Source organism: Kribbella sp., from assembly GCF_035655035.1.
Taxonomy (GTDB): Bacteria; Actinomycetota; Actinomycetes; order Propionibacteriales; family Kribbellaceae; genus Kribbella.
Window position 1 is genome coordinate 1 of the sequence record NZ_DASRVN010000405.1, and the last position, 24583, is coordinate 24583.

At 69.3% G+C, this 24583-nt stretch carries 25 protein-coding genes; 4 read left to right on the top strand and 21 right to left on the bottom strand.

Translation table 11 applies throughout. The features are described 5' to 3' along the window. Nucleotides 1-102: 102 nt before the first annotated feature. Genes VFF46_RS22750 through VFF46_RS22805 form a run of 12 tightly spaced genes read right to left on the bottom strand, consistent with a single transcriptional unit; the run spans nucleotide 103 to nucleotide 12412 of the window. On the bottom strand, nucleotides 103-1404 hold the full coding sequence (locus tag VFF46_RS22750; RefSeq protein WP_325039212.1) for a nucleotide sugar dehydrogenase: 1302 nt from the start codon (nucleotides 1402-1404) through the stop codon (nucleotides 103-105). A 24-nt stretch (nucleotides 1405-1428) separates the two neighbouring features. Continuing rightward, entirely contained in the window at nucleotides 1429-2631 is a 1203-nt protein-coding gene (locus tag VFF46_RS22755; RefSeq protein WP_325039213.1) for an acyltransferase, read from the bottom strand. A 4-nt stretch (nucleotides 2632-2635) separates the two neighbouring features. Beyond that, a complete protein-coding gene (wecB, locus tag VFF46_RS22760; protein ID WP_325039214.1) occupies nucleotides 2636-3688 on the bottom strand; it encodes a non-hydrolyzing UDP-N-acetylglucosamine 2-epimerase in 1053 nt (350 codons plus the stop codon). A 2-nt stretch (nucleotides 3689-3690) separates the two neighbouring features. After that, nucleotides 3691-4692 (bottom strand): Gfo/Idh/MocA family oxidoreductase, encoded by a 1002-nt coding sequence (locus tag VFF46_RS22765; RefSeq protein ID WP_325039215.1) that lies wholly within the window; start codon nucleotides 4690-4692, stop codon nucleotides 3691-3693. A 2-nt stretch (nucleotides 4693-4694) separates the two neighbouring features. Then, nucleotides 4695-5786 carry a DegT/DnrJ/EryC1/StrS family aminotransferase gene (locus VFF46_RS22770; protein ID WP_325039236.1) on the bottom strand — a complete coding sequence of 364 codons (1092 nt, stop codon included), beginning with the start codon at nucleotides 5784-5786 and terminating at the stop codon, nucleotides 4695-4697. Next, nucleotides 5783-6394, bottom strand: a complete 612-nt coding sequence (locus VFF46_RS22775; RefSeq protein ID WP_167203739.1) for an acyltransferase — start codon at nucleotides 6392-6394, stop codon at nucleotides 5783-5785. Before VFF46_RS22775 ends, VFF46_RS22770 begins: the two co-directional genes overlap by 4 nt. Next, a complete protein-coding gene (locus VFF46_RS22780; protein ID WP_325039217.1) occupies nucleotides 6391-7575 on the bottom strand; it encodes a hypothetical protein in 1185 nt (394 codons plus the stop codon). Before VFF46_RS22780 ends, VFF46_RS22775 begins: the two co-directional genes overlap by 4 nt. Nucleotides 7576-7579: 4 nt before the next feature. Next, the gene (locus VFF46_RS22785; RefSeq protein ID WP_325039218.1) at nucleotides 7580-8326 is read right to left on the bottom strand and encodes a hypothetical protein; all 747 of its coding nucleotides are present in this window, start codon (nucleotides 8324-8326) and stop codon (nucleotides 7580-7582) included. Continuing rightward, complete coding sequence (locus tag VFF46_RS22790; RefSeq protein ID WP_325039219.1) at nucleotides 8323-9645, bottom strand: glycosyltransferase; 1323 nt, start codon at nucleotides 9643-9645, stop codon at nucleotides 8323-8325. The genes VFF46_RS22785 and VFF46_RS22790 overlap by 4 nt, the downstream gene beginning before the upstream one ends. Further along, on the bottom strand, nucleotides 9642-10736 hold the full coding sequence (locus tag VFF46_RS22795) for a glycosyltransferase (protein ID WP_325039220.1): 1095 nt from the start codon (nucleotides 10734-10736) through the stop codon (nucleotides 9642-9644). The genes VFF46_RS22790 and VFF46_RS22795 overlap by 4 nt, the downstream gene beginning before the upstream one ends. 4 nt (nucleotides 10737-10740) lie before the next feature. Continuing rightward, complete coding sequence (locus tag VFF46_RS22800) at nucleotides 10741-11559, bottom strand: ABC transporter ATP-binding protein (RefSeq protein ID WP_325039221.1); 819 nt, start codon at nucleotides 11557-11559, stop codon at nucleotides 10741-10743. Beyond that, a complete protein-coding gene (locus VFF46_RS22805) occupies nucleotides 11546-12412 on the bottom strand; it encodes an ABC transporter permease (protein ID WP_325039222.1) in 867 nt (288 codons plus the stop codon). Before VFF46_RS22805 ends, VFF46_RS22800 begins: the two co-directional genes overlap by 14 nt. Nucleotides 12413-13501: 1089 nt before the next feature. Between VFF46_RS22805 and VFF46_RS22810 the strand changes: the two genes are divergently transcribed. Next, entirely contained in the window at nucleotides 13502-14491 is a 990-nt protein-coding gene (locus VFF46_RS22810; protein ID WP_325039223.1) for a helix-turn-helix domain-containing protein, read from the top strand. 126 nt (nucleotides 14492-14617) lie between these two features. Here the strand turns inward: VFF46_RS22810 and VFF46_RS22815 are convergent, their stop codons facing one another. Both VFF46_RS22815 and VFF46_RS22820 read right to left on the bottom strand, forming a co-directional pair. Further along, a complete protein-coding gene (locus VFF46_RS22815; protein WP_325039224.1) occupies nucleotides 14618-15715 on the bottom strand; it encodes an aspartate-semialdehyde dehydrogenase in 1098 nt (365 codons plus the stop codon). A gap of 5 nt (nucleotides 15716-15720) precedes the next feature. Further along, nucleotides 15721-16992: an aspartate kinase gene (locus VFF46_RS22820; RefSeq protein WP_325039225.1), complete on the bottom strand. Its 1272-nt coding sequence runs from the start codon at nucleotides 16990-16992 to the stop codon at nucleotides 15721-15723. A 217-nt stretch (nucleotides 16993-17209) separates the two neighbouring features. Here VFF46_RS22820 and VFF46_RS22825 point away from each other — a divergent pair, with 217 nt between their 5' ends. Beyond that, nucleotides 17210-17530, top strand: a complete 321-nt coding sequence (locus VFF46_RS22825; protein WP_325039226.1) for a metalloregulator ArsR/SmtB family transcription factor — start codon at nucleotides 17210-17212, stop codon at nucleotides 17528-17530. A 58-nt stretch (nucleotides 17531-17588) separates the two neighbouring features. Further along, entirely contained in the window at nucleotides 17589-18140 is a 552-nt protein-coding gene (locus tag VFF46_RS22830) for a dihydrofolate reductase family protein (RefSeq protein ID WP_325039227.1), read from the top strand. Here VFF46_RS22830 and VFF46_RS22835 read toward each other — a convergent pair. Continuing rightward, nucleotides 18023-19234 (bottom strand): MFS transporter, encoded by a 1212-nt coding sequence (locus VFF46_RS22835; protein ID WP_325039228.1) that lies wholly within the window; start codon nucleotides 19232-19234, stop codon nucleotides 18023-18025. The genes VFF46_RS22830 and VFF46_RS22835 overlap by 118 nt on opposite strands. Nucleotides 19235-19318: 84 nt before the next feature. On the opposite strand from VFF46_RS22835, the gene dinB reads away from it, so the two are divergent. Then, complete coding sequence (gene dinB, locus VFF46_RS22840; protein ID WP_325039229.1) at nucleotides 19319-20524, top strand: DNA polymerase IV; 1206 nt, start codon at nucleotides 19319-19321, stop codon at nucleotides 20522-20524. Here dinB and VFF46_RS22845 read toward each other — a convergent pair. The 6 genes from VFF46_RS22845 to VFF46_RS22870 form a co-directional block, all read right to left on the bottom strand. Further along, nucleotides 20521-21165: a hypothetical protein gene (locus VFF46_RS22845; protein WP_325039230.1), complete on the bottom strand. Its 645-nt coding sequence runs from the start codon at nucleotides 21163-21165 to the stop codon at nucleotides 20521-20523. The genes dinB and VFF46_RS22845 overlap by 4 nt on opposite strands. Before the next feature lie 4 nt (nucleotides 21166-21169). Further along, complete coding sequence (locus VFF46_RS22850) at nucleotides 21170-21814, bottom strand: DUF5063 domain-containing protein (protein WP_325039231.1); 645 nt, start codon at nucleotides 21812-21814, stop codon at nucleotides 21170-21172. Continuing rightward, on the bottom strand, nucleotides 21807-22406 hold the full coding sequence (recR, locus tag VFF46_RS22855) for a recombination mediator RecR (protein WP_325039232.1): 600 nt from the start codon (nucleotides 22404-22406) through the stop codon (nucleotides 21807-21809). The genes VFF46_RS22850 and recR overlap by 8 nt, the downstream gene beginning before the upstream one ends. 1 nt (nucleotide 22407) lies before the next feature. Next, a complete protein-coding gene (locus VFF46_RS22860; RefSeq protein ID WP_325039233.1) occupies nucleotides 22408-23046 on the bottom strand; it encodes a YbaB/EbfC family nucleoid-associated protein in 639 nt (212 codons plus the stop codon). Between the two features lie 249 nt (nucleotides 23047-23295). Next, nucleotides 23296-23658 (bottom strand): hypothetical protein, encoded by a 363-nt coding sequence (locus VFF46_RS22865; protein ID WP_325039234.1) that lies wholly within the window; start codon nucleotides 23656-23658, stop codon nucleotides 23296-23298. 185 nt (nucleotides 23659-23843) lie between these two features. After that, nucleotides 23844-24290: a hypothetical protein gene (locus VFF46_RS22870; protein WP_325039235.1), complete on the bottom strand. Its 447-nt coding sequence runs from the start codon at nucleotides 24288-24290 to the stop codon at nucleotides 23844-23846. Nucleotides 24291-24583 lie beyond the last annotated feature (293 nt).

The window sequence follows — 24583 nt, forward strand, 5'->3', positions numbered from 1 at the left end:
CCTCTGCTCCGGTCTCGGCCAGTGCTGCGGCCTCCTTGCGGACCCGGCTGTCGTTGGTGACGTCGTTGGCGACCATCATCACGACCCGCAGGCCGGCATCTGTCACTGGCTGACCGACCTTCCGATCACAATCCGCCGCACGCCCGCCCACTTGGCCGGGTCGGTGCGGTCGCGACCGTCGACGAGTACCTTCACACCCGGCAGGTCCGCCGGGCTCAGCTGCGCGTACTCCGCGTGGTCCGCCTGCAGCACCGCGGCGTCCACCGGCGTGCCCAGGGTGTACGGCGTGAAGCCGAGCCCCTGCAGCTCCTCACCGGTGTACATCGGGTCGTGCACGAACACCTCGGCACCGCGCGCCTTGAGCGCCTCCACGGCCGGGAACACGCCGGAGAAGGCGGTCTCCTTCACCCCACCACGGTACGACGCGCCGAGCACCACGACCTTGGCGCCCTTGAGCTCGCCGAAGGCGCCCTCGAGCAGGCCGATCGTGTAGTCCGGCATCCCGGCGTTCGCCTCGCGGGCGGCGCGGACGACGGTGGCGTCGGGGTCGGTGTACAGGTACAGCCGCGGGTACACCGGGATGCAGTGCCCGCCGACCGCGATCCCCGGCCGGTGGATGTGGCTGTACGGCTGCGAGTTCGACGCCTCGATGACGGCGTGGACGTCGATGCCGTTCTGGCCGGCGAACCGGGCGAACTGGTTCGCCAGGCCGATGTTCACGTCCCGGTACGTCGTCTCCGCCAGCTTGGCCAGCTCCGCGGCCTCGGCCGAGCCCAGGTCCCAGACGCCGTTCGCGCGGTCCAGGTCCGGACGCTCGTCGAAGTCCAGGACGGCCTCGTAGAACGCGGTGGCGCGCTTGGCACCCTCCTCGGACAGGCCACCGACCAGCTTCGGGTACTTCCGCAGGTCCGCGAACACCCGACCGGTGAGCACCCGCTCCGGCGAGAACACCAGGTGGAAGTCGGTGCCCTCGGTGAGACCGGAGATCTCCTCGATCATCGGCTTCCAGCGGTTCCGGGTGGTACCGACCGGAAGGGTGGTCTCGTAGCTGACCAGCGTCCCCGGGGTGAGGTGCTCGGCCAGCGAACGGGTCGCGTTCTCCATCCAGCCGAACTCGGGCTGCCCGGTCTTCTCGTCCACGAACAGCGGCACCACCACCACGACGGCGTCGCTGTTCGGGATGGCGTCCGCGTAGTCCGTGGTCGCCCGCAGGCGGCCGTCGGCCACGGTCTCGGCGAGCAGCTCCTGCAGGTGGGCCTCACCCGGGAACGGCTCCTGACCGGCGTTCACCAGCTCGACGAACTTCTCGTTGATGTCGACGCCGACGACCTGATGACCCTTGGCCGCGAACTGGACCGCCAACGGCAGTCCGATCTTGCCTAAGGCAACAACACTGACACGCACAGCAACTCCACTAGGTAGTGATTCTCATCGGGGGCCTCGGAGCAGGCGCTCCATCGGGTGCTCGACGAACTTGAAGAGCACCGCCGAGGCGAAGATCGAAAGGGCGAGTACGCCGGCGTACCAGGTCAGGTTCGACCAGCCGATCGGGCCGGCGATGCCGTGGTACTCCTTGATCGCGTACATGATGGTCGCGTGGACCAGGTAGAACGCGTACGACCACTTGCCGAGCGCGACCAGCGGCTTGCTGCGCAGCAGTGACCGGCCACCGCGCATGTCGCGGGCCGCGACCGCGAGGATCAGGAAGCCGTACAGCAGCGTGAGGATCTCCTTCTGGCACAGTCCCATGGTGACCGCGCCCGGGAACTGCGTCGGGTGCGCACCCGAGTACCAGAGGACGTACAGGCCACCGCCGGTGACCAGGAACGCGAACCACACCGGGATCCGCGGCTTCCACCCGGACCGGAGCGCGATCGCCAGGCCGATACCGAACAGGAACGCCACCGAGTGCAGGACCGGCTGCGGCAGGATCGGTATTTCGGTCTTGTAGTGGAACAGCGCCAGCTTGTACGCCGCGCTGACCACCACGATCGCGACGCACAGGATCAGCCCGCCGGCCGTCTTCAGCCGCCGCGTCAACCGCCAGACGAACGGGAAGTACGCGTAGAAGAACGCCTCGACCGACAGCGTCCAGCCCGCCGGGTTACCGCCGTACAGGATGTCCGGGTTGTTCGACCAGCCGTGCACCAGCAGCACCGACAGCACCAGCACCGTGACCGAGACCGGCTTGATCCAGGGCATCCCGTGCGGCGGGTCGACCCGGTAGAAGACGAAGAACGCCGCCACCAGCGTGATGAGGTACAGCGGGACGATCCGGGCGAACCGGCGCCGGTAGAAGGTCCGGATCTTCGTCCCGGGCTGCGCCGACCAGGTCAGCACGAACCCGGACAGCACGAAGAAGAACGTGACACCCGAGACGCCGTACTTCAGGAAGTCGTAGATCGGCAGCGGGGCCAGCTGGGTCATGTGATGGCAGAACACGAAGAAGGCCGCCCACCAACGCAATCCGGTGAGCGACTCTACTCGTGGCAATCTCCCGCTGGGACGCGGCGGGCCCGCGTCCCCTTCGGAAGGACTGGGAGGCGCGCCGGGAGACGGGGTCGTGACAGCAGCCGACCCGGGGGCGTCCTGGGTCGGCTCTGTCTGGTTCTCTTCGGCGGCCTTCGTCATGTGGTTACTCCGCGAGAGTGGCGACGACACGCTCCGCAGCGTGACCGTCGCCGTACGGCATTGGGCGTCCCCCCGTGGGAGCCGGCCGTGCAGCCAACTCAGGCAGCTTACTCACGTCGGATGTCAACACGTTCCATCCGTCCGCCAACGTCTCCACCCATTCGGTTTCGGTGCGCAGTGTGGTGCACACCCGGCCGAGCAGGAAGGCCTCCTTCTGGAGACCGCCGGAGTCGGTCACCACACCGGCCGAGCCGAGCACGGCCTGGACCATCTCCGGGTACGCCAGCGGCTCCCGGACGTGCAGCGACCCGTCCGGACGCTCCAGCTTGATGCCGTGCTCCGCGCACTTCGCGACCAGTCGCGGGTGGGCCAGCAGCAGGACCGGCGTACCGGCCGCGGCGAGACCGTCGACGATCGCGGCCAGCCGCTCCGGGTCGTCGGTGTTCTCGGCCCGGTGGATCGTCGAGACGACGTACTCGCCCTGCTTGAACGGACCGTCCAGCGGCTTGCCCTGGACGGCGTCGCGGACCCGGAAGCACACGTCGGTCATCACGTCGCCGACCAGGCGCGACTTGTCCTTGAGGCCCTCGTTCGCCAGGTGGTCCATCGCCACCTGGGTGGGGGCCAGGAGGAGATCCGCGGCGTGGTCGGTGAGTACCCGGTTGTGCTCCTCCGGCATCAGCCGGTTGAACGACCGCAGCCCGGCCTCGAGGTGCGCGACCGGCAGGTGCATCTTCACCGCGGACAGCGCGCCGGCGAGCGTCGAGTTGGTGTCGCCGTACACGAGCACCCAGTCCGGCTTGTGCTCGTCCAGGACGGCGTCCATCGCGGCCAGCATCGCGCCGGTCTGGACGCCGTGGCTACCGGACCCGACGCCCAGGTGGACGTCCGGGTCCGGGATCCGCAGGTCGGCGAAGAACACGTCGGACATGTTCTTGTCGTAGTGCTGCCCGGTGTGCACGATCACGTGCTGGTGCTCGGTCGCGGCGAACGCCTCCGCGACCGGCGCCAGCTTCACGAACTGCGGGCGCGCACCGACAACGCTCAGAACCTTCATGACTACTGGGTCTCCCCGGCAACCGCGACGGTCCGCGCCTCGGCCGCCGACTGCAGGACGGCCTCGGCCACCTTGACGGTGGTCAGACCCTGCTGCAGCGTGACGATGTCGGCCTCCTTGCCCAGTACCGCGTCCCGGAAGGCCTCGTGCTCGGTCTTCAGCGGCTCCGGCTTGCTGATCGCGTACCGGATCATGTCGCCCTCGCTGACGCCGCGGAAGTGCGCGACATCGTCCCAGGCGGTCTGCACGGTGCCGTTGGAGTGGAAGGTCAGGTCGGCGGTCAGGGTGTCGGCGATGAACGCGCCCTTCTCACCGGTGACGACGGTGAGACGCTCCTTCATCGGGGACAGCCAGTTGACCAGGTGGCTGGTGACGGTGCCGTTCGCCAGCTTGCCGGTCACCGCGATCAGGTCCTCGTACTGCCGGCCGGACTTGTGGGCGCTCTGCGCGGCCACCGTGACGAACGGCGACTGCGTCACCCACGCGGTCAGGTCGATGTCGTGGGTGGCCAGGTCCAGCACCACGCCGACGTCGGCGATCCGGGCCGGGAACGGGCCCTGGCGGCGGGTGGTGATCTGGTAGATGTCGCCCAGCTCGCCGGCCTCCAGCCGCACCCGCAGCGCCTGCAGCGCCGGGTTGTACCGCTCGATGTGACCGACCGCGCCGACCAGCCCGGCCGCCTCGAACGCCTTCGCGATCTCGGTCGCCTCGGCCGACGAACCGGCCAGCGGCTTCTCGATCATCGCGTGCACGCCGGCCTCGGCCAGCGACTTCGCGATCTCGGCGTGGTACTGCGTCGGCACCGCGACCATGCAGTAGTCGAGCTTCTCGGCGATCAACTGCTCGATGGTCTCGTGCACCGGACGACCGCCGGCCACGTTGAACTTGTCACCGCCCGGGTCGGCGACCGCGACCAGGTCGACGCCTTCCAGCGACGCCAGGACGCGGGCGTGGTGCCGGCCCATCATGCCCAGGCCGATCAGGCCCGCACGCAAGTTCGCCATGATCACGCACCCGCCTTCGCCACGGTGTTCACCGCGGAGACGATCCGGTTCAGGTCGTCCTCGGACAGCGACGGGTGGACCGGCAGCGAGAGCACCTCGGCCGCGGCCTTCTCGGTCTGCGGCAGGTCCAGCTCGCGCCGGAACGACGGGAGCCGGTGGTTCGGGATCGGGTAGTAGACGCCGCAGCCGACGCCGTACTCGGTGCGCAGCGCGTTCGCGAAGCCGTCCCGGTCCTCGGTCACCCGGATCGTGTACTGGTGGTACACGTGGCTGGCCTCGGCGGCGACCGCCGGGACGCCGACACCGGCGAGGTTCGCGTCCAGGAAGGCCGCGTTCTCCTGCCGCTGCTTCGTCCAGCCGCCGACCTTGGTCAGCTGCACCCGGCCGATGGCGGCGTGCAGGTCGGTCATCCGGTTGTTCAGGCCGACGACCTCGTTCTCGTACTGCTTCAGCATGCCCTGGTTGCGGAACAGCCGCATCCGGCGCTCGAGGTCGGCGTTCGCGACCGAGTTCATGCCGCCCTCACCGGACGTCATGTTCTTGGTCGGGTACAGGCTGAACATCGCGAACTCGCCGAAGGTACCGACCGGGGCACCGTTCCAGGTCGCGCCGTGCGCCTGCGCGGCGTCCTCGAAGATCAAGATGCCGTGCTTGTCGGCGATGGCCTGCAGCGCGGTCATGTTGGCCGGGTGGCCGAACAGGTGCACCGGCATGACGGCCTTGGTCTTCTCGGTGATCGCGGCCTCGACCGCGGCCGGGTCCAGGCAGAAGTACGTCGGCTCGATGTCGACGAACACCGGGGTGGCCCCGGTCAGCGCGACGCTGTTCGCGGTCGCGGCGAAGGTGAAGGACGGGACGATCACCTCGTCACCCGGTCCGACACCCGCGGCCAGCAGGCCCAGGTGCAGGCCCGACGTACCGGAGTTCGTCGCGACGCACGCCCGGCCGGAGACCAGCGCTGCGCCGAACTCCTGCTCGAACGCCGCCACCTCGGGGCCCTGGGCCAGCATGCCGGACTGCATCACCCGGTCGACGGCCTCGCGCTCCTCCTTCCCGATGATCGGCTTCGCGGCCGGAATCGGCTGCACCATCAGTTCTCCTCCTGGTTTTCTTCGGCCGGCCGCAGCCGCCCGTCGGTTTCGATGTACATCTCGCCCGTGTTCGGGCACTTCCACTCGCCGTTCCCGACGTCGAGCAGCGGAACCCCGGCCTTGCCGACCCACTTGAGCCGGCGCGCCGGGACCCCGGCGACCAGCGCGAAGTCTGGCACGTCCTTGGTCACCACCGCACCCGCGGCGACGGTCGCCCACCGGCCGATGGTGACCGGGGCGACGCACACGCTGCGCGCACCGAGCGAGCAGCCTTCCTTCATCGTCACCCCGACCGGTTCCCAGTCGTGCCCACTCTTCGGCGAACCGTCCGGGTTCACCGCGCGCGGGAAGTAGTCGTTGGTGAGCACCACCGCCGGGCCGATGAACACGCCGTCCTCGAGGGACGCGGGCTCGTACACCAGCGCGTAGTTCTGGATCTTGCAGTTGTCGCCCATCCGGACCCCGGTCCCGACGTAGGCGCCGCGGCCGACGATGCAGTTCTTGCCGAGGACCGCGTTCTCGCGGATCTGGGCCAGGTGCCAGACCGACGAACCGTCGCCGATCTGGGCGCTGTCGTCGACGTCGGCGGAGGGCGCGATGCGGGACGTCACAGGGTCTCCTTCGTGATGAGCCAACTTCTCAGTACTTCGGCCGAGCGGCGTCCGTCGTGCAGCTCGGTCACGAAACCGGGTCCGGCGGCGGCCCGCTCGGCCGCGGTGTCACGATCGGCGATCAGCCCGCCGAGGACATCACCCAGGGTGTCGGGATCCGCCTCGACGATCGGCACCTCTCGCCCAGTCAGACTACGCACCCGCCGGCGGACCTCGTCACCGACGTACGAAACCACGATCCGCCCGGCGGCCAGGGCCTCCGCGGCCGCCACGCCGTACAGACCGATGTGCAGTTGGTCGACGACGATGTCGGCGTCGCCGATCACGGCCGGCATGTCCTCGTGCTGGACGCCGGTGATCCGCCGGTACTCCACGAGGCCGCGGTTCTCGAGGTCGGTCAGGACCTGGTCGATCTCCTGCGTGCCTTTGAGTTTCGCGTTCGACGGGACGTGCGCGACGACCGGTTTCGCCGTACTGAAGAGCGGTCGCGCGGCCCGTTGCCACGGTGCCGGGTCGATCGCGACCGGCAGCCAGTGCGCGTTCGGTACGTCGTCGAGCAGGTCGACCGTGGAGACGAAGACGGGGAGGCCCAACGATTCCACCAGCTCGGCGTGCCGGCGGGCCTGCGGCTCGAGCCGCTCGGTCAGGTCGTCGCCCGGGGCGAACGGCGACCAGCGCTCGCGCTTCGCGTGCCGGCTGGGCAGGCGGATGTCGGAGCCGTGGAAGAGCAGCGAGACGTTGACGCCCTTGCCGACGAGTTCCTCGATGTCGGGCTGCGCGTCTGCGTACCCGCGGGCGCCGAACAGCGGTCGCAGCGACTCGACCATCACGTGCGTGTACTGCGCGACGTACTGCTGCTGGGCGCGCTGCCAGCGCGGCTGGCCGAACCACGCCAGCGGTACGCCGTAGTCGTCGGCGAACTGGAAGCGGCCCTTGCGGTGGAAGGCGAACGAGACGGCGTCGACGTCCGGCAGGGTGTTCGCGGCCTGTGCCCAGGCGTGCCCCTGCCCGGCGGAGTTGGTCGGACCGACCAGCATCCGCACGGGCGTCGCCGGTACCGGCGGGAAGGCCGGTAGCTGAGCGAACGAGTACCGCACGCCCCGCAGGCGCCGCCGGACCGCTCCCGCGGTCCGGGCCAGTGGCGCCGGCAGGTGCTCGCGGATCGCACGCGTCACCGTCACTGTGTCATCCATTACCTACTGGGGCCTTCATCATGTCGAGCTCACGACGGGCCGCCGGCAGGCCGAGCACCACCGGGGTGCTGGCCTTGCGCTGACCGAGGTTCCAGCCGGCCCAGATCGCGCCGGCGTCCAGCGCGATCACGACGTCGGCCTGGTCGATCGTCGCCAGCACGTCACGACGGCTGAGCACGCGTTCCCAGTAGTTCTTCCCGAGGTCGCTGGTCGCCCGCTGCCCGCGCAGGAACTTCACCGGCGCCGACCCCTTGATTGCCGGCGGCAACATCCGCCCCGCGACCTTGCGAGCCTTCCGCGCCCGCCACTCCACAGCCTTCACAACCCGCTTGGCCCCAGTCGGCCGCGGCTTCGCGGCAGCCGGCTTACCCGTAGGAGCAGACGGCGCGGTCGGAGCAGGTGCCTCTTCAGCAGAGGCAGCCACCTGGGAGGCGGCTGGTGCGACCTTGGCCTCGTCCTCGACGACGGTTTCCGGGGCTGCGACCGCTTCGGGGGCGATCACGGCGTCGGGGGCTTCGTCGGTGGGCTCGGTGGTGGGTTCCGGCTCTGGGGCCGGAGCGGACGGCATGCGGCCGGGGCCGATCAGGGTGAAGGTGTTGACCTTGTCGGCGACCCAGGCGGACGGGGCAACCCAGCCGACCACGTCGATCGTGACGTTCTGGTCGCCGAGGTCCTCGCGGACCTGGTCGAAGTACGTCGGCGGCAGCCGCCGCGTGGACAGCAGTACGACGTTGCTCATGCCGCCACCCCCTTCACGCTCGCGGCCAGCGACTCGATCCGCGGGTCCAGCTGCAGGTCCCGCCGGTACGACGCCCCGAACTCGCGCGCCTTCGCCCGGATCCCCTCGTCCGCGGTCCGCGCCGCGTGCGCCGCCTCGACCAGCGCGGCCGCGATCGCCTCCGGCGTCACGTCCGACACCGGGAACCACAACGGATGCCCGCGCAGTACGTCGGACGCCGCGTTCTCCGGGTCGTGCACCGACACCACCGGAAGCCCGGTCGCGAGGTACTCGAACACCTTCCCGCTGGTCACGTACCGCCCCTTGCCGAGCATCAGCAGCTGCGCGTCGAACTCGTCGTACGCCTTCGCGATCTCGGCCTTGCCGACCGGGCCCTCGTAGCTGACCCCGGCGTCCGCGGCGGCGTTGATCGTCGCGAGCATGTCGGCCCGCGGCTGCGCGTAGTACCCGAGGTACCCGTAGATCTTCGCGCGGGCGCCGGCCAGCTCCTCGGACTGCTCCTTCGCCAACTGCCAGCCCTCGACGAACTCCTTCAGCGGCACCTTCGGCGACACGGTCCCGACGTACCCGAAGACCAGCGGCCGGTCGGTGACCGCGCCCCGGTCCTGCGTGTCCGGCACCAGGTCCGGGTCGAACCCGTTCGCGACCGTGTGCATCTTCGACGCCTGCGCCGGGTAGAGCCGCTCGTGCCACTCCTTGATCGGGTCGTTCACGAACCAGACCTCGCGGGCGGACTCGACCAGCTTCTTCTCCCAGCGCGCGGCGCGGCTGTTCGGCTCGTGCAGCCGGTCACCGGTGAACACGTCCAGCAGCCACGCGTCGCGGTAGTCCATCACGTACGGCACCTGGAACTTCTTGTGCAGGTGGTACGCCGCCGTGAACGCGACGTGCGGGTTGGCCGTGGCGACCGTCAGGTCGACCTTGTGCGCGCGGTGGATCCGCTCCGCGGCCTTCTCGATCACCGAGCGCCAGGGCCCGTACCCGCTCTCCGGGAACGGGATCTGGTCCTGCTTGGTGCGCCACTTGGCCCAGAGCTTCGGGTTCGAGGCGCGGCGCTTGGACCAGCGGCGCAGGTCGGCCTCCAGGATCGGCCACTCGAACGGCACCCGGACGACCTCGACGGACGGGTCGACCCGCTCCTCGAGGGTCAGGTCCGCACCGGTGAACCGGAAGAACGTGTCGCGGTCGGCCGTCAGCACGGTCACCTTCCAGCCGAGCGCGGCGAACCGGTTGGCCGTGGCCAGTGCCCGGTAGACACCGCCGCCCCGGCAGGGCGGGAAGCCCCAGGCGACGTACAACAGATGTGGGCGGTCGGTCATGCAGGTCCTCTTAGCAGGTTGAGAATCGCGTCGGCCAGTTCGTCGTACGGCGTGGTCGTGGGCAGGTGTTCACCCGCCCACTGCAGCGCGTGGTCGCGCAGTTTCTCCAGCTCACCGGGGTCCGCGGACCAGCGCCGCAGAATCTCGGACGCCTCCGGCACCGAGTCCACCAGTACTCCGCCACCGGACTCCTCGATCACCTTCGACTGCCGGGGCAGCCGGGTGGACAGCACGGGAAGGCCGCTGGCGAGGTACTCGTAGATCTTCGACGGCATCGCCTCGATGAACGCCGGGGTCGGCTGCAGCATGGCGAGGCTCGCCCAGGCGCCGTGCGCGATCCGCCAGGCGTCGGCGGGTGGCTGGCGCCCGTGCAACCGGACCCGGCCGCCCAGGTCGGGCTGCGCGATCCGGGCCTCGATCCGGTCCCGGTCCGACGGTGCGACCGGGCCGACCAGGTCGAGAGACCACTCCGGCGCCGCGGCGACGGTCTCGACCATGTCGAACAGTCCACGGCTGGTCCGCAGGTCCCCGACGTACACCGCGCGCGGCGCACCGGTCGGCGGGGACGGGGCCAGGAAGCCGTGGTCGGGAAGGTTCTGCACCACCAGGCGGTGCTTCGCCTGGTGCGGTGCGAGGTGCGAGTCGGCGACCACGGTCAGGTCGGCACCCGCGGCCAGCTTCGACCCGGCCCGGACGATCAGCCGGGCCGGCAGCCCGGCCGGCCCCTGCGCCCAGGCACGGTCGGCGAGCAGCCGCTCGTAGTCCTCGTGCACGTCGACGACGAGCTTGCGGCGCCGCAGCGTGGTGACCAGCCGAGTGACCGGGATCATGTCGGGGTCGACGGTCATCACGACCTTGGCGCTGGTCCGCCACGGCAGTACGGCGGTCCGGGCCAGCCGCTGGACCAGGTTGCCGCGCGGCCCGGCGTGCACGGTCGCGCCGGCCGGACCGCCCTCCGCATCACCGAGGCCCCACAGCTCGACCCTCAGGTCGCGGTGCTGCAGGGCCGCGGTGATCTTGTGCAGGCGCGCATCGGCCACGTCGTGGCCGGTCGTGATGATCCCCACGTCCGGCGCCGTACTGCGTGACATCGCCTCAGAGGTCCTCGAGTGAGACTGCTTCTGCTTCCCCGACCTGCAGGAACTTCGTGTAGGCCTGGATGACGTCGTTGGGCTCGCCGCGCATCATCAGCTTGCCCTTGTGCAGCCAGATGCAGTCGTTGCACATCTCGCGGACACTGCTCATCGCGTGGCTGACCAGGAACATCGTCCGGCTGTTCGTGACCAGCTCCGACATCTTCGCGGCGGCCTTGGTCTTGAACGACGCGTCACCGGCGGACAGCGCCTCGTCGATCAGCAGGATGTCCGGGTCCATGTGCACCGCGACCGAGAACGCCAGCCGGCTGAACATGCCGGACGAGTACGTCCGCATCGGCATCTCCATGAAGTCACCGAGCTCGGCGAACTCGGCGATCTCCTGGTACCGGGCCTCGATCTCCTTGCGGCTCAGCCCGGCCGCCAGCCCACCGAGGACCACGTTCTCCTTGCCGGACAGCGCGGCGTTGAAGCCGACACCCAGCGACAGCAGCGTGGAGACCCGGCCGTGCACCTCGATCCGGCCCGAGGTCGGCGGCAGGATGCCGGCGATCGAACGCATCAGCGTCGACTTGCCGGCGCCGTTCGCGCCGATGATGCCGATCGTGGTGCCGTGGTTGACGTCGAACGACACGTGCTGGACGGCCTCGACCTCGCGGACCGCGCGCTCGCCGCGGCCGAGCCGGACGATCGCGCTCTTGAAGGTCGGCACCCGCTCGAACGTGGTCCGGTAGGTGATGGACACGTCCTGCACCTTGACGGCGGGCATGGCGGACGGAGTCTTCTGCATCGGCTTCTTCTCGGTCTCAGAGACGGACAACGAAATCACGCTCCCTCGACATGAAGAACAACGAGCCCACGACGAAGGCCAGCAGCGCCCAGAACGCGCCGGCGATCCACAGCTGCATGGGCGGGATGTGCCCCTTGACGAGCAGGTCGGTCCAGCCGCCGAGCAGCGGGTACAGCGGGTTGTACTGGATGAAGCCCTTGAACCTCGGGGGTGCCTGCTCGATGAACCACAGCACCGGGGACATGTACAGCCAGATCCGCACGAAGTACGGCAGGAAGCTCGCGGTGTCCCGGAAGTACACCTGAAGGGCGGCGAAGATCATCCCCATGCCGGCGGCGAAGACCGTCAGCATGACCAGGAAGATCGGAGCCAGCAGCATCTGCCAACGCAGTTTCTGGCCCATCAGCACGTGGATGACGAGGTAGACCACCAGGGTCGGCACGAACCGGAAGAACGCGGTCCGCACTGCCGACAGCGGCAGCAGCATCCGCGGGAACGACTGGTTCATCAGCAGCTTGCCGCCGCCGACCACGCTGGCCGCCCCGGCCGTCATCGCACCGGAGAAGTAGTAGAAGGCGAACAGGCCGCCGCACATGTGAGCGAACCGCAGGCCTGCGTCCACCCTGGCTCCGCCGCCCGCGATGATGTCGGTCAGCAGGTAGTACACCAGGGCGAGGAGCAGCGGGTTCAGAACCAGCCACACCTGGCCGAAGAAGGTGTTCGTGTGCGCACCCCGGATGTTCGTCCGGGACATCTCCGCCGCGAACTCCCGTCGCTGCCAGAGCGCCTTGAAGTACGGGCGCATAGCCGGCAGTCCGACCTTGTGCGGTTCGTACACATGCACCGACGGGTTGAACTCCTCGTCGACGCTAGTCGCGTTCATGCAGGCGATGCCTCTCTCTGCCGGAAGTTGGATCCACGATGGCCGATCACCTGGGTTTCGGCGGACACCGCCTGGGGTACGGCGGCGAGCCTCGCAGACCGGAAAGCAGAGTAGCGGATCCGCTCGGACGCCGACGACACAGCGGTCCTCCTTAGTGAGCAACGACGTACGGACGGCTACCGAACGTCGTTCCCCGCTGTATCCACAACACCTGCGTCGTCCTTCGCCGATCGTTATCCGGAATATACATTTGACAGCCAGTGGCGGCCAAAACGCCTTCCAGGCAAGTCAAATCGCGGTCAAATCATCAGGTACGACGCTACGCTCCGGTGCGAAGTTGGCGTGACGCGGCACACCACATCAACGGCGGGACCCCGAGAGTCGCGCGTGCGGGACGGACGTATCGCGCAACAGCACGTCCGAACTCGCCGTGAACAGCCTCACCATCCACGGAAAACCCGCCGGCAACTCCCGGGGTTCCACCCTCGATCCGGGCACACGTCCGCGGTGGGCGGTCGCGGACGGCGGCCCCGGATCCATCGGCGCGATGACCAGGGCGGCGGTCATCGGCCTCCCGAGGCCGACGGCGGAGGACAGCGCTACGCGGGATCCCTGCAAAGATGCCTTCGCGCTGGGGACGGCACACCGGACACGACGGGCGGCGGCACACGGCGGAACCGGTCGCATCGGGCACTCCTCCTCAATCGGCCTCACGATTGGAGTTGCCACAGTTTGTACACCCTCCGGCACAGCGGGTGATGGCACGGAAGTGCGAGGGCACCGATGCGCCGGATCGAGATCCAACCGAAACCGGCTCCGCTGACGGGACGGCCGGCACGGGCCAGAATTGGAACAGCAGCCCGGCGGCGCTCAGGTGGTCCGTCGCCGGGCTGCTGGACCTCAATTCTCGCTCACGACTGCGCGGAAATGGTGGCCAGATGGTGACACGGCACAAGAATGCTGACAGGACAACAAATATCGCTGCTCGCAGCCGCCCCGACACGGACAGTGCCTTCGGTGCTGGATCGGGCCCTCTAACCTGGAGGGACGGTAGCGGACGGTGACAGCGATCGGCAGGGAGGGAGGGTCATGAGCACAACGGACACGGAGCGTGCCGACCATTTGAAGGTGCTCGGACTCAACGACGACGAGATCAGGGTCTACCAGCACCTGCTGCGGACCGGGCCGTCGTCGATCGTCGAGCTGGACGACGCCGTACCGGACCGGGCGGGCTCGATCGACAGCACGCTCAGCGGACTGGTGCAGGCCGGTCTGGCGCGGCGGTCCGGCTCGGACCACTCCCGGTACCTGCCGGTGCCGCCGGACGCCGGCCTGGAGGCGATGACGCTGCGCCGCGAGTCCGAGCTGAAGCAGGCCCGGATCGAGGTCCTGAACGCGTACGACGAGTTCCGCCGGACCGTGCACAACGAGTCGACCACGCACCTGATCGAGGTGGTCACCGGCGCCGCGATCGTCGAGCGGATCCACCAGATCAAGGGCAGTGCGCAGCGCGAGATCCTCGCGATCGACTCCCCGCCGTACTACATCGGCGGCCCGAACCAGGAGGAGATCGACCACCTGAAGCGTGGCGTCGCCTACCGGGTCGTGTACTCGCCGGAGTCGGTCGAGGTGCCGGGCTACCTGACCGAGAACATCCTGCCGTGCGTGGAGGCAGGTGAGCAGGCCCGGGTGCTGCCCGACGTACCGGCGAAGCTGACGATCATCGACTCCTCGATCGCCTATGTCTCGATGTCGGTGCGCGACACCGAGGTGAACCGTTCGCTGCTGATCATCCGGCCGAGCAGTCTGCTGACCGCGCTGATCGGGATGTTCGAGCTGTGCTGGCGCAACGCGCTGCCGCTGCACGCGTCGGTCGGCACGGAGGACGACCGCCTCGAGCCCATCGAACGCCGCCTGCTGGCCCTGCTCGCAACCGGCGCCGCGGACGACACAATCGCCCGTACGCTCGGCATCAGCCGCCGCACCTTCTTCCGCTACCTGGAACGCCTGATGAACCGCACAGGCGCCAGCACCCGCTTCCAACTAGCCCTACACGCCGCCCGCGAAAACTGGCTGTAACCCGCCAGAGAACGCCGCCCACCCCGCCCCGGCTGGTGCGGTGAACGCGCCAACCATTGGTCGTGGGCTCGAAAACAACCCCGCCCCCGAGCGAAGCGAGGGGGCGGGTGCTTTTAGCTTTGGTTTTCAGGCTTCGGCGGGGATGAACTCCTTCGCGACGACCTCGGCGATCTGCGCCGTGTTCAGCGCCGCGCCCTTCCGCAGGTTGTCGCCGCACACGAACAGCTCGAGCGCGTTCGGGTCGTCCAGCGACTTGCGGATCCGGCCGACCCAGGTCGGGTCGGTGCCGACCACGTCCGCGGGCGTCGGGAACTCGCCCTCGGCCGGGTTGTCGAACAGCAGCACGCCCGGCGCGTCCCGCAGTACCTCACGAGCGCCGTCGGCGTCGACCTCCTGCACGAACCGCGCGTGCACCGACAACGAGTGCGTGGTGACGACCGGCACCCGCACACACGTCGCGGACACCTTCAGATCCGGCAGCCCGAGGATCTTGCGGGACTCGTTGCGGACCTTCAGCTCCTCCGACGACCAGCCGTCGTCCTTGAGCGACCCGGCCCACGGCACCACGTTCAGCGCCAGCGGGGCCGCGAACGGACCGAGATCGTTGCCGACGACCCGCCGTACGTCACCCGGCGAGCTGCCCAGCTCCCGGTTGCCCGCCACCTTCGCCAGCTGGTCGTACAGCGCGTCGATCCCGGACTGCCCGGCTCCGGACGCGGCCTGGTACGACGCGACCACGAGCTGCTCGAGCTCGTACCGATGATGCAGCGCGCCCATCGCCACGATCATCGACAGCGTCGTGCAGTTCGGGTTCGAGATGATGCCCTTCGGCCGGTTCCGGGCGGCCTCGGCGTTCACCTCGGGGACCACCAGCGGCACGTCCGGGTCCATCCGGAACGCACCGGAGTTGTCCACCACGACGGCACCCTTGGCAGCCGCGATCGGCGCCCAGTGCGCGGACACCTCGTCCGGTACGTCGAACATCGCCACGTCGATACCGTCGAAGGCGTCCTCGCTGAGCGCGATCACCTCGACGGTCTCGCCGCGGACCACGAGCTGCTTGCCCGCGGAGCGCTCGGAGGCGATCAGCCGGATCTCGCCCCAGACGTTCTGCCTGGTGGAGAGCAGGGTCAGCATCACCGTCCCGACGGCGCCGGTCGCACCGACCACCGCCAGGGAGGGCAGTCCCGTCCGGTCCTCGATCGTGTTCTCCACAGCGCTCACAGGGGTCACCGTCCCGTTCCTCCGTACACGACAGCTTGGGTGTGCTCGTCGTCCAGATCGAATGCGGTGTGCGCCGCGGTCACGGCGGCGGTCACCAGGTTCTCGTCCACGACCACCGAGATCCGGATCTCCGAGGTGGAGATCATCTCGATGTTCACGCCGGCGTCGGCGAGCGCGGAGAAGAACTTCGCGGACACGCCCGGGTGCGAGCGCATTCCGACTCCGACGACCGAGACCTTTCCGATCTGGTCGTCGTACAGCAACTGCTCGTAACCGACCTCGTCCTTCATCCGGGCGAGGGCGGACATCGCCCGGGCGCCGTCGGCCCGCGGCAGCGTGAACGAGATGTCGGTCCGGTTGGTGGCCACCGCCGACACGTTCTGCACGATCATGTCGATGTTGGTGTCGGCACCGGCGACCGTCTCGAAGATCCGGGCCGCCTCGCCCGGCTTGTCGGGGACGCCGACCACCGTGATCTTGGCCTCTTTGGTGTCCTGCACCACGCCGGAGATGATCGCCTGTTCCATCGTTTGATCCAGTTCCTTCGCATCGACGACCCAGGTGCCTTCCTTCTGCGAGAAGGAGGAACGCACATGGACGGGGACGTTGTAGCGGCGGGCGTACTCGACACACCGCAGGTGCAGCACCTTCGCGCCGCAGGCGGCCATCTCGAGCATCTCCTCGTAGGAGATCTTCGGGACGTGCCGCGCGGCCGGCACGATCCGCGGGTCCGCGGTGAAGATGCCGTCCACGTCGGTGTAGATCTCGCAGTAGTCGGCCTCCAGCGCGGCGGCCAGCGCGACCGCGGTGGTGTCGGAGGCGCCGCGGCCCATCGTGGTGATGTCCTTGGTGTCCTGGGCGACGCCCTGGAACCCGGCCACGATCGCGACGTGCCCCTCGCCCAGCGACTCCTCGATCCGGCCCGGGGTGATGTCGATGATCCGGGCGTTGCCGTGCGCGGAGGTGGTGATGACGCCGGCCTGCGAGCCGGTGAAGCTGCGTGCTTCGTACCCCAGGTTGGCGATCGCCATCGCCAGCAGCGCGGCCGAGATCCGCTCACCCGAGGTGAGCAGCATGTCGAGCTCGCGCGGCGGCGGCAGCGGAGAGACCTGCTGGGCCAGGTCCATCAGTTCGTCGGTGGTGTCCCCCATCGCGGAGATGACGACCACCACGTCGTTCCCGGCCTTCTTCGTCGCGACGATCCGTTGGGCCACGCGCTTGATGCCATCGGCGTCGGCGACCGAAGAACCGCCGTACTTGTGTACGACGCGTCCCACAGTGTTGTCTCCTCAAACCACTGGTTGCGGTACGCCGTGCGGCGTTGCACCAGGCGTAGTCTCGGGGGTCATTCTAGCCGTCACCCGACCGTTGCCCACCGGCTGACCAGCACCCGGTCCGGCAGATCACCGTCCGGACCGAACGTTCCCCGATCCCGTGTGGTTCACGCGGGAAATGGTCCTTGTTCGTATAAGCCATCGCTGAAATAATTGGCGGGTGCATGCGTTCGACATCCTCGGCGACCCGGTCCGGCGCCGGATCCTCGAGCTGCTCGCCGAGGGCGAGCAGCCTGCCGGGCGGATCGCCGGCACCATCGGCGCGGAGTTCGGCATCAGCCAGCCGGCCGTCTCCCAGCACCTGAAGGTGCTCCGGGACAACGGGTTCGCGACCGTCACCGTCGACGGCACCCGGCGGCTGTACGCCGTCGCGCCCGAGCCGTTGCGCGAGATCGATACCTGGCTGGACCGGTACCGGAAGTTCTGGACCAACCGGCTGGACGCGCTGGAGACCGAGCTGCACCGCGGCCGCCGCCCATAACCTTTGCGGCAACGGCTGCATCTGGGTTGGTATGCGGAACATAGTGGCCAGGCTGTGCATGTCCGAGGACGGCATCGTGGAGCGGCCGGAGCAGTGGCTGCCACGGCACGCACTCCGGCAGCTGATGCCTGCCGAGGGAACCGTCATCTTCGGCCGCAAGACGTTCGAGCGGTACGCCGGTTCGCTCGGCACCGGCCGGAACCTCGTGGTCGGCACACATCCCGTCGTGGCCCGTCCCGGAACCGAGATGCTGCAGGGTGAGGCCCGCCGGGTCCTGACCGCGCTGAAGTGCGTACCGGGCGAGGACCTGCACGTGATCGGCAGCCTCACGCTGATCCGCTCGCTGCTCAAGTGGCGCCTGGTCGACGAGGTCTCGCTGCTGATCCACCCGGTCGCCGCCGGCCGCGGCACGTTGCTGGACCGCCGGCAGCTCCGGCTGATCTCTATGTGCGCACGCGACGGCGGGGTCCTCGAGGCGAACTACCGGGTCCGCTACGCGGCGACCGCAGTACCGTCGACGACGCTGATGTCCAGCGGCCGGTGGGGCGGGACGCGCAGCAGGGACAGGGTCGCCAGTACGGCGAGACCGGCCGCCAGGACCCACGCGTAGCGGACGCCGAACGCCTCCACCACCGCCCCGGCCACGGCGGACCCGACCGCCGCGCCGACCATGCCGCCGCTCTGCGCCCACCCGAAGATCTCGGTGTGCGCGGTCTGCGGCGTCAGCTCGCCGATCCGCTCGTACACGGCGGCGATCGTCGGCGCGATGAGGCCGCCGGCCGCGAACATCATCACCGCCAGCGCGACGACCGACGAGGTCACGAACACACAGCCCGAGATCAGTACGGCGAGGGCCAGCATCCGCCGCCAGACGTACGAGTTCCGCCGGCCGGGCAGTGCGCCGTTGATCACGCCGCCGCTGACGCTGCCGATCGCCGCGACCATTTCGAGCACGCCCGCGATCAGCCGATTCCCGTGCTGGTCGGCGACGGCGACCATGCCCAGCGACATCGCCGCGAACCCCATCACCAGACACGCCCAAGCGACCAGCAGCGGAGCGCGGTGCTGATGGAACAGCAGCTCGCGGGCGGTAGGCCGCGGGCCGGAGTTCTCGTCGTGGTGTGAGCCCGACTGCTGGCTCAGACCGAACCACCAGATGCTCGCGGCCGCGAGTACGGCACAGGCCAGCAGCCCGGCACGTGGACTGGCGAAGCTGACGATCACCGCGCCGGTCATCGGGCCGATGACGAACAGCAACTCCTGCGCGGTCGCGTCCAGCGAGTAGACGGCTCGCAACCGCGACCCGTGCACGATCCGCGGCCAGTTCGCCCGGAGCGCCGAGGTCACCGGCGCCACGCAGACGCCCGCGATCGCGGCGGCCACCGGGAGCAGCCGGTACCAGCTGTACGGCAGCAGGGCGACGACGGCCATCGACGCACCCCAGGCCATGCCGGTGCCGATGACGACCTTGCGGGCGCCCTTCCGGTCGGCCATCCGCGACCACACCACGCTCGCGACCGCCGTACCGACGGAATAGGCGCCGGCCACCACGCCGGCCCAGCCGAAGTTGCCGGCCGCGTCCTTGGCCAGGAACGACAGCGGAACCATCGTCGCCAGCACCGGCAACCGGGCGATCAGCGCCGAGGCGAGCAACCCCATCACGCCACGGGTCTTCCAGAGGTCGCGGTACGCCGACAGGTCCATAACGAGCATTGTTTCCTGACATCGATGTCCGGCGCTTCGGGAATTCTCCCTATCTCACGTTTTGTCCGGGGATTATGCGAACATATGTTCGTGTCAGCATTGTCAGGCGCGGCGACGATCCTGCATGCCGATCTGGACGCGTTCTACGCGTCGGTCGAGCAGCGCGACGACCCGCGCCTGCGCGGCCGGCCTGTGATCGTCGGCGCCGGCGTCGTGCTGGCCTGCAGCTACGAGGCAAAGGCGTACGGCGTGCGGACCGCGATGAACGGTGGGCAGGCGCTCCGCCGGTGCCCCGGCGCGATCGTGGTCGAGCCGCGGATGTCGGCGTACACCGAGGCCAGCCGGGCGGTCTTCAAGGTCTTCGACGACACCACCCCGCTGGTCGAGGGGCTGTCGATCGACGAGGCGTTCCTGGACGTCGGCGGGCTGCGGAAGATCCGCGGTACGCCGGTCGAGATCGCGACCAGGTTGCGCGCCGAGGTGCTGTCCCGGGTCGGGCTGCCGATCACCGTCGGGGTGGCGCGCACGAAGTTCCTGGCCAAGGTGGCGAGTGGGGTCGCGAAGCCGAACGGCCTGCTCGAGGTGGCGCCGGACGGCGAGCTGGACTTCCTGCATCCACTGGACGTCTCGCGGCTCTGGGGCGTCGGCGAGGTGACCGCGGAGAAGCTCCGGAGCCGCGGGCTGACCAAGGTCGGCGACGTCGCGATGCTGCCCGAGGCGGCGCTGGTCGCGATGCTCGGCCGCGCCTCCGGCCGGCACCTGCACGCGCTCGCCCATAACCGCGACCCGCGACCGATCGAGGTCGGGCGCAGGCGCCGGTCGATCGGCTCCCAGCGCGCGCTGGGCCGGTCGCCGAAGTCGCTCGCCACCTTGGACGCGGTGCTCGCCGGCCTGGTCGACCGGGTCACCCGCCGGATGCGTTCCGCGGGGCGCTCCGGGCGGACTGTCACGCTGCGGCTGCGGTTCGACGACTTCAGCCGCGCGACCCGGTCCCACACGTTGCCCCAGGCAACCGATCAGACGCGCGCGCTGCTGATCACGGCTCGCGCCCTGCTGCGCGGCGCACAACCGCTGATCGCCGCCCAGGGCCTGACCATGATCGGCATCTCGGTCGGCAACCTGGAGAACGACGCCGCCCTGCAACTGGCCCTCCCGTTCGACAAGGCCGCGAACAACGAGCTCGACAGCGCCGTCGACCAGGTCAAGGACAAGTTCGGCACCGCGGCCATCACCCGCGGCATCCTGCTCGGCAAATCCCCGGGCCTGGAGATGCCGATGCTCCCCGATTAGCTGCGCGGGTAGCCGATTTCGGCGATCGTTTCGGTGAGGTCGCGGAGGCGGCGCTCCGGGTTGAGCGAGGTGACGACGTACTCGGTCAGCGGCATCAGTGCGTACACGTGGCGGATCGCTTCGAGGTCGAGGGCCTGCTCGTAGTAGTCCTCCGCGAACGTCAGGTACGCCTCGGGGCGGCCGTCCGCGACCAGCTCGAACAGCCAGTCCGCGCCGTCGTTGCCCTGCACCGGACCACAGCGCCAGGCGTCGTCGTCCGCCGTACGCCAGAAGCACACCGTCGCCCGCGGCACACCGTCGTCGCTGAACGCCTTGTCGTCCCGCTGCTCGTGGAACACCTCCGGTACGCCGTCGAGCAGCCCGGGCCACGGACGCATCCCGTTCGCGTACGGCGACAACGGCGACTCGTGGTCGAACCCGTACCCGAACACGCCATCCGGCGAGAACACCAGCGAGTACTCGTTGCCGGACCCGTCCCGCATCAACGCGGCTTCCTCGGTCGCGGACCAGCGCGCGTCGAACTCGTAGTACCTGGTCCGCTCGTCGTCGTTCAGCACCAGATCGAGTACGGCGAGCGCGCGACTCACCCGCCGTACGACATCCGGTTCAGGTAACCGGCGTACCAGCTCGAGGACAGACATCCGGTCAGCGGCGCTGGACGGCTTCCTCGGCGACCTCGACGAGTTCCCGGTCGGTGGCCTCGGTCTCCGCGTCGTGCGCCGGCTCCAGCCGGTCGTGCGCGATCAGCGACTGGATCGCCCGCAGTACGGCGCTGGCAGCCGCGCCCCAGGTGGAGACATAGGAGAACTGCCACCACCATAGCGCCTCGACGACCCGGCCGTCCTCGTAGTGCGCGAGGCCGTGCACCAGGTCGGTCGCGATCGCCGTCAGGTCGTCGGAGAGCCGGTTGACGGTGATCTCAGGCGGCGCGGCGTACGGGTCGAAGACCTCGGCGTACTCGTCCAGGCCCTCGAACAGCACCGCGAGCCGGTCCCGCATCGCGTCCAGGTCCGGGTCCGGGCCGGCGTCGCTCTCGAAACGCTCCTCCGGCACGAAGTCCTCGAACGCCCCCAGCCGCCCGCCTGCCAGCAGCAGCTGACTCACCTCGAGCAGCAGGTACGGCAGCGAGGCGAGGCCCTCGTCGACCCCGTCCTCGTCCGGCTGCGCGGCGATGTCGCGCACCGAGATCAGGAAGCTCCGGACCTGGTCGGCGATCTGCTCGGCGAACTCGGTCAGGTCCTCGCTGTCGGTGGCCAAAGCCCGTTCCGCAATATCTTTCGGTTCAGTCATCGATCGATCGTCGCCCTTCAAACGCCCGTCCGAGTGTGACCTCGTCGGCGTACTCGAGGTCACCGCCTACAGGAAGTCCACTAGCCAATCGGGTGACGCGCAAGCCCATGGGCCGCAGCAGGCGGCTCAGGTACGTCGCCGTCGCCTCACCTTCGAGGTTCGGGTCGGTGGCCAGGATGATCTCGGTCACCTCACCGCTGGCCAGCCGCTGCATCAGCTCCTTGATCCGCAGCTCGTCCGGCCCGACGCCCTCGATCGGCGAGATCGCGCCGCCGAGCACGTGGTACCGGCCACGGAACTCGCGGGTGCGCTCGATCGCCACCACGTCCTTGGCCTCTTCGACCACGCAGATCAGGCTCAGGTCGCGGCGCGGGTCCCGGCAGATCCGGCACTGCGCCTCCTCCGCGACGTTGCCGCAGATCTCGCAGAACTTGACCTTCTCCTTGACCTGGATCAGCACGTGCGCGAGCCGCCGTACGTCGGTCTCGTCGGCCGCGAGCAGGTGGAACGCGATCCGCTGCGCGGACTTCGGCCCCACACCGGGCAACCGCCCCAGCTCGTCGATGAGATCCTGAACGGCCCCCTCGTACACGTCAGCCCGGGTTCTGACCGGACTCGCCGGCCGCGCTCCCCGGGTTCAAAAACCCGACACCACCCTGCCCAGCCTCGCCCGCGCGCGGGGCGCCGCCCGTCTGCCCGGCGTCGCTCGCGCCCGCCTGGCCGCGGTCGTCCGCTGCTGCGTGGCCGTGGTTGTCCGTGCCTGCCTGGCCGCCGTGGCCCGCGTCGCCGGGGTCGTCGTCGCCCGCTCCGACCGCGGGCGGGGTCGCGCCGGGCAGCCCGAAGCCGGCCGGCGCCGACGGCGCACCGCCACCGAACCCGGGGAACCCACCGGCGTCACCACCACCGAACGCCCCACCGAGCCCACCGGCCAGCGGTCCCATCGCGGCAGCAGCGGCCTGCTTCGCGTTCTCGGAGGCATCCCGCACCGCGGCGACGATCAGATCCGCCAGAGTCTCGATGTCATCCGGATCGACGGCATCCTTCTTGATGTCCAGGCTCAGCAACTCACCCGTGCCGGACACCAGCGCCGTCACCAGCCCACCACCGGCCGACCCCTCGATCTCCTGACCTTCCAGGTCGGCCTGCGCCTCCATCAGCTGGTTCTGCATCGCCTGCGCCTGCGCGAGCAGATTGGACATGTCGAAGCCCCCAGCACCGCCACCGTCGAACACTGCGATCTCCTCGTCCGAACCGCTTCCTTGACCCCGGCATCCCGGCGCACCGAAACCCCGAGCCTCAACACTAGCCGGTCGCCCCGACAACCCCGCTCGCGGCCGGAAACCGCCCGTTCTCCCCACAGTTATCCACAACCTTGTGGACAGGCTTATCCACAGTCCTGTGGATTGTGTGGAAACCCACCGTGCCGATACTGCGAGCCCTGTGGACGAACCTGTTGGCCATCGGATGGCGCGCGGGTGAACTCAGTTCGGCTCTTCGGTGATGATCTGGGCACCGAGCGTCTCCCGCAGCAGATCGGTATGCGACCGCGAGTCCTCCTCGAGCACCATGTCGTCCTCCCCGATCGCATCCGCCTCTTCCTCCGGAGTCAGCCGCACCTCCGGAGCCGCCGCAGCCGCAGCCGCCGCCTCCCGCGCCTGCTCAGCAGCCACCGCCGCCTCCGCAGCCCGCCGCTTACTAGCAGCCTGCTCGCGCCGCACGGTCGCCTGCTGACCACCCTGCTGTCCGGCCGCCGCAGGCTCTCCCCGCGACCCCCGATCCACCGGCCCGCCGTCCCACGGATCCTCCGGCGGTACGTCGTACTCGGAATCCGGCGGCTCCTGCAAAGCAACCGCGGCCCCGCCCCTCTCGGACCACTGCCCACTCCGGCTGCCGTCGCCCCCCGCCGATCCGGCGTCTCCAGCACCGCCTACGCCAGGACCTCCACCTCCAGTTCCGCGCGCCCGGCCAAGCCCACCGGAATCAGGATCCGCAGCCCCGGCCGCCGCCAAGCCCGCGACACCTGTCGCACTCAGCCCGGCCCCACCACCCTGCGCACCGTCAGCGGACCCTCCCCGCGCGGCTTGACCCCCACCTGCCCCAGGACCACCAGCCGCACCCGAACCAAATCCAGCCACCCCCGAATCAACCGCTCCAGCACCAGCGGCGCCAGCCCCACTAGGACCAGATCCGACAGCACCGGCACCACCCACACCGGGCCCACCAGCACCAGATGCGGCAGCAACGGCACCAGGTCCAACGGCACCGGCCCCACTAACACCCGGCTCGGCAGCATCGGGGCCGGCAGCCGTGGCACCGCCAGCCGTGGGAACAGCAGGCGTGGGAGCAACTGCCGTGGGAGCAGCTGCCGTGGGAGCAGCAGGCGTGGTACCGCCGGCTCCAGGAGCACCTGTGCCACTTGCCGGACCGGCAGGTCCTGCACCGCCAGGCCCACCCGGCTGCGGGCTGGGACGACCACCGGCTCCACCCCCGGCACCCGGATCGGTGGACGGATCGACGACAGCTTCGACCCGACGGTCGACGCCGATCGTGTCGATCATCGCCTGCCGAAGAATCTCGTCGCTTCCGGACCGAGCGAAGCTCTCCCTGGCCCCAGCGTTCACCAGGCCGAGCGTGAGCGTCTGCTCATCGATCGCGATCACCTGAGCGTTCTGACTCAACATGATCCAGGCGAACCGCCGCTTGGCCTTGACCGCCTCCAGCACCTCAGGCCACAACCGTCGAATGTCCCCCAGCCCCACACCCCCAGCG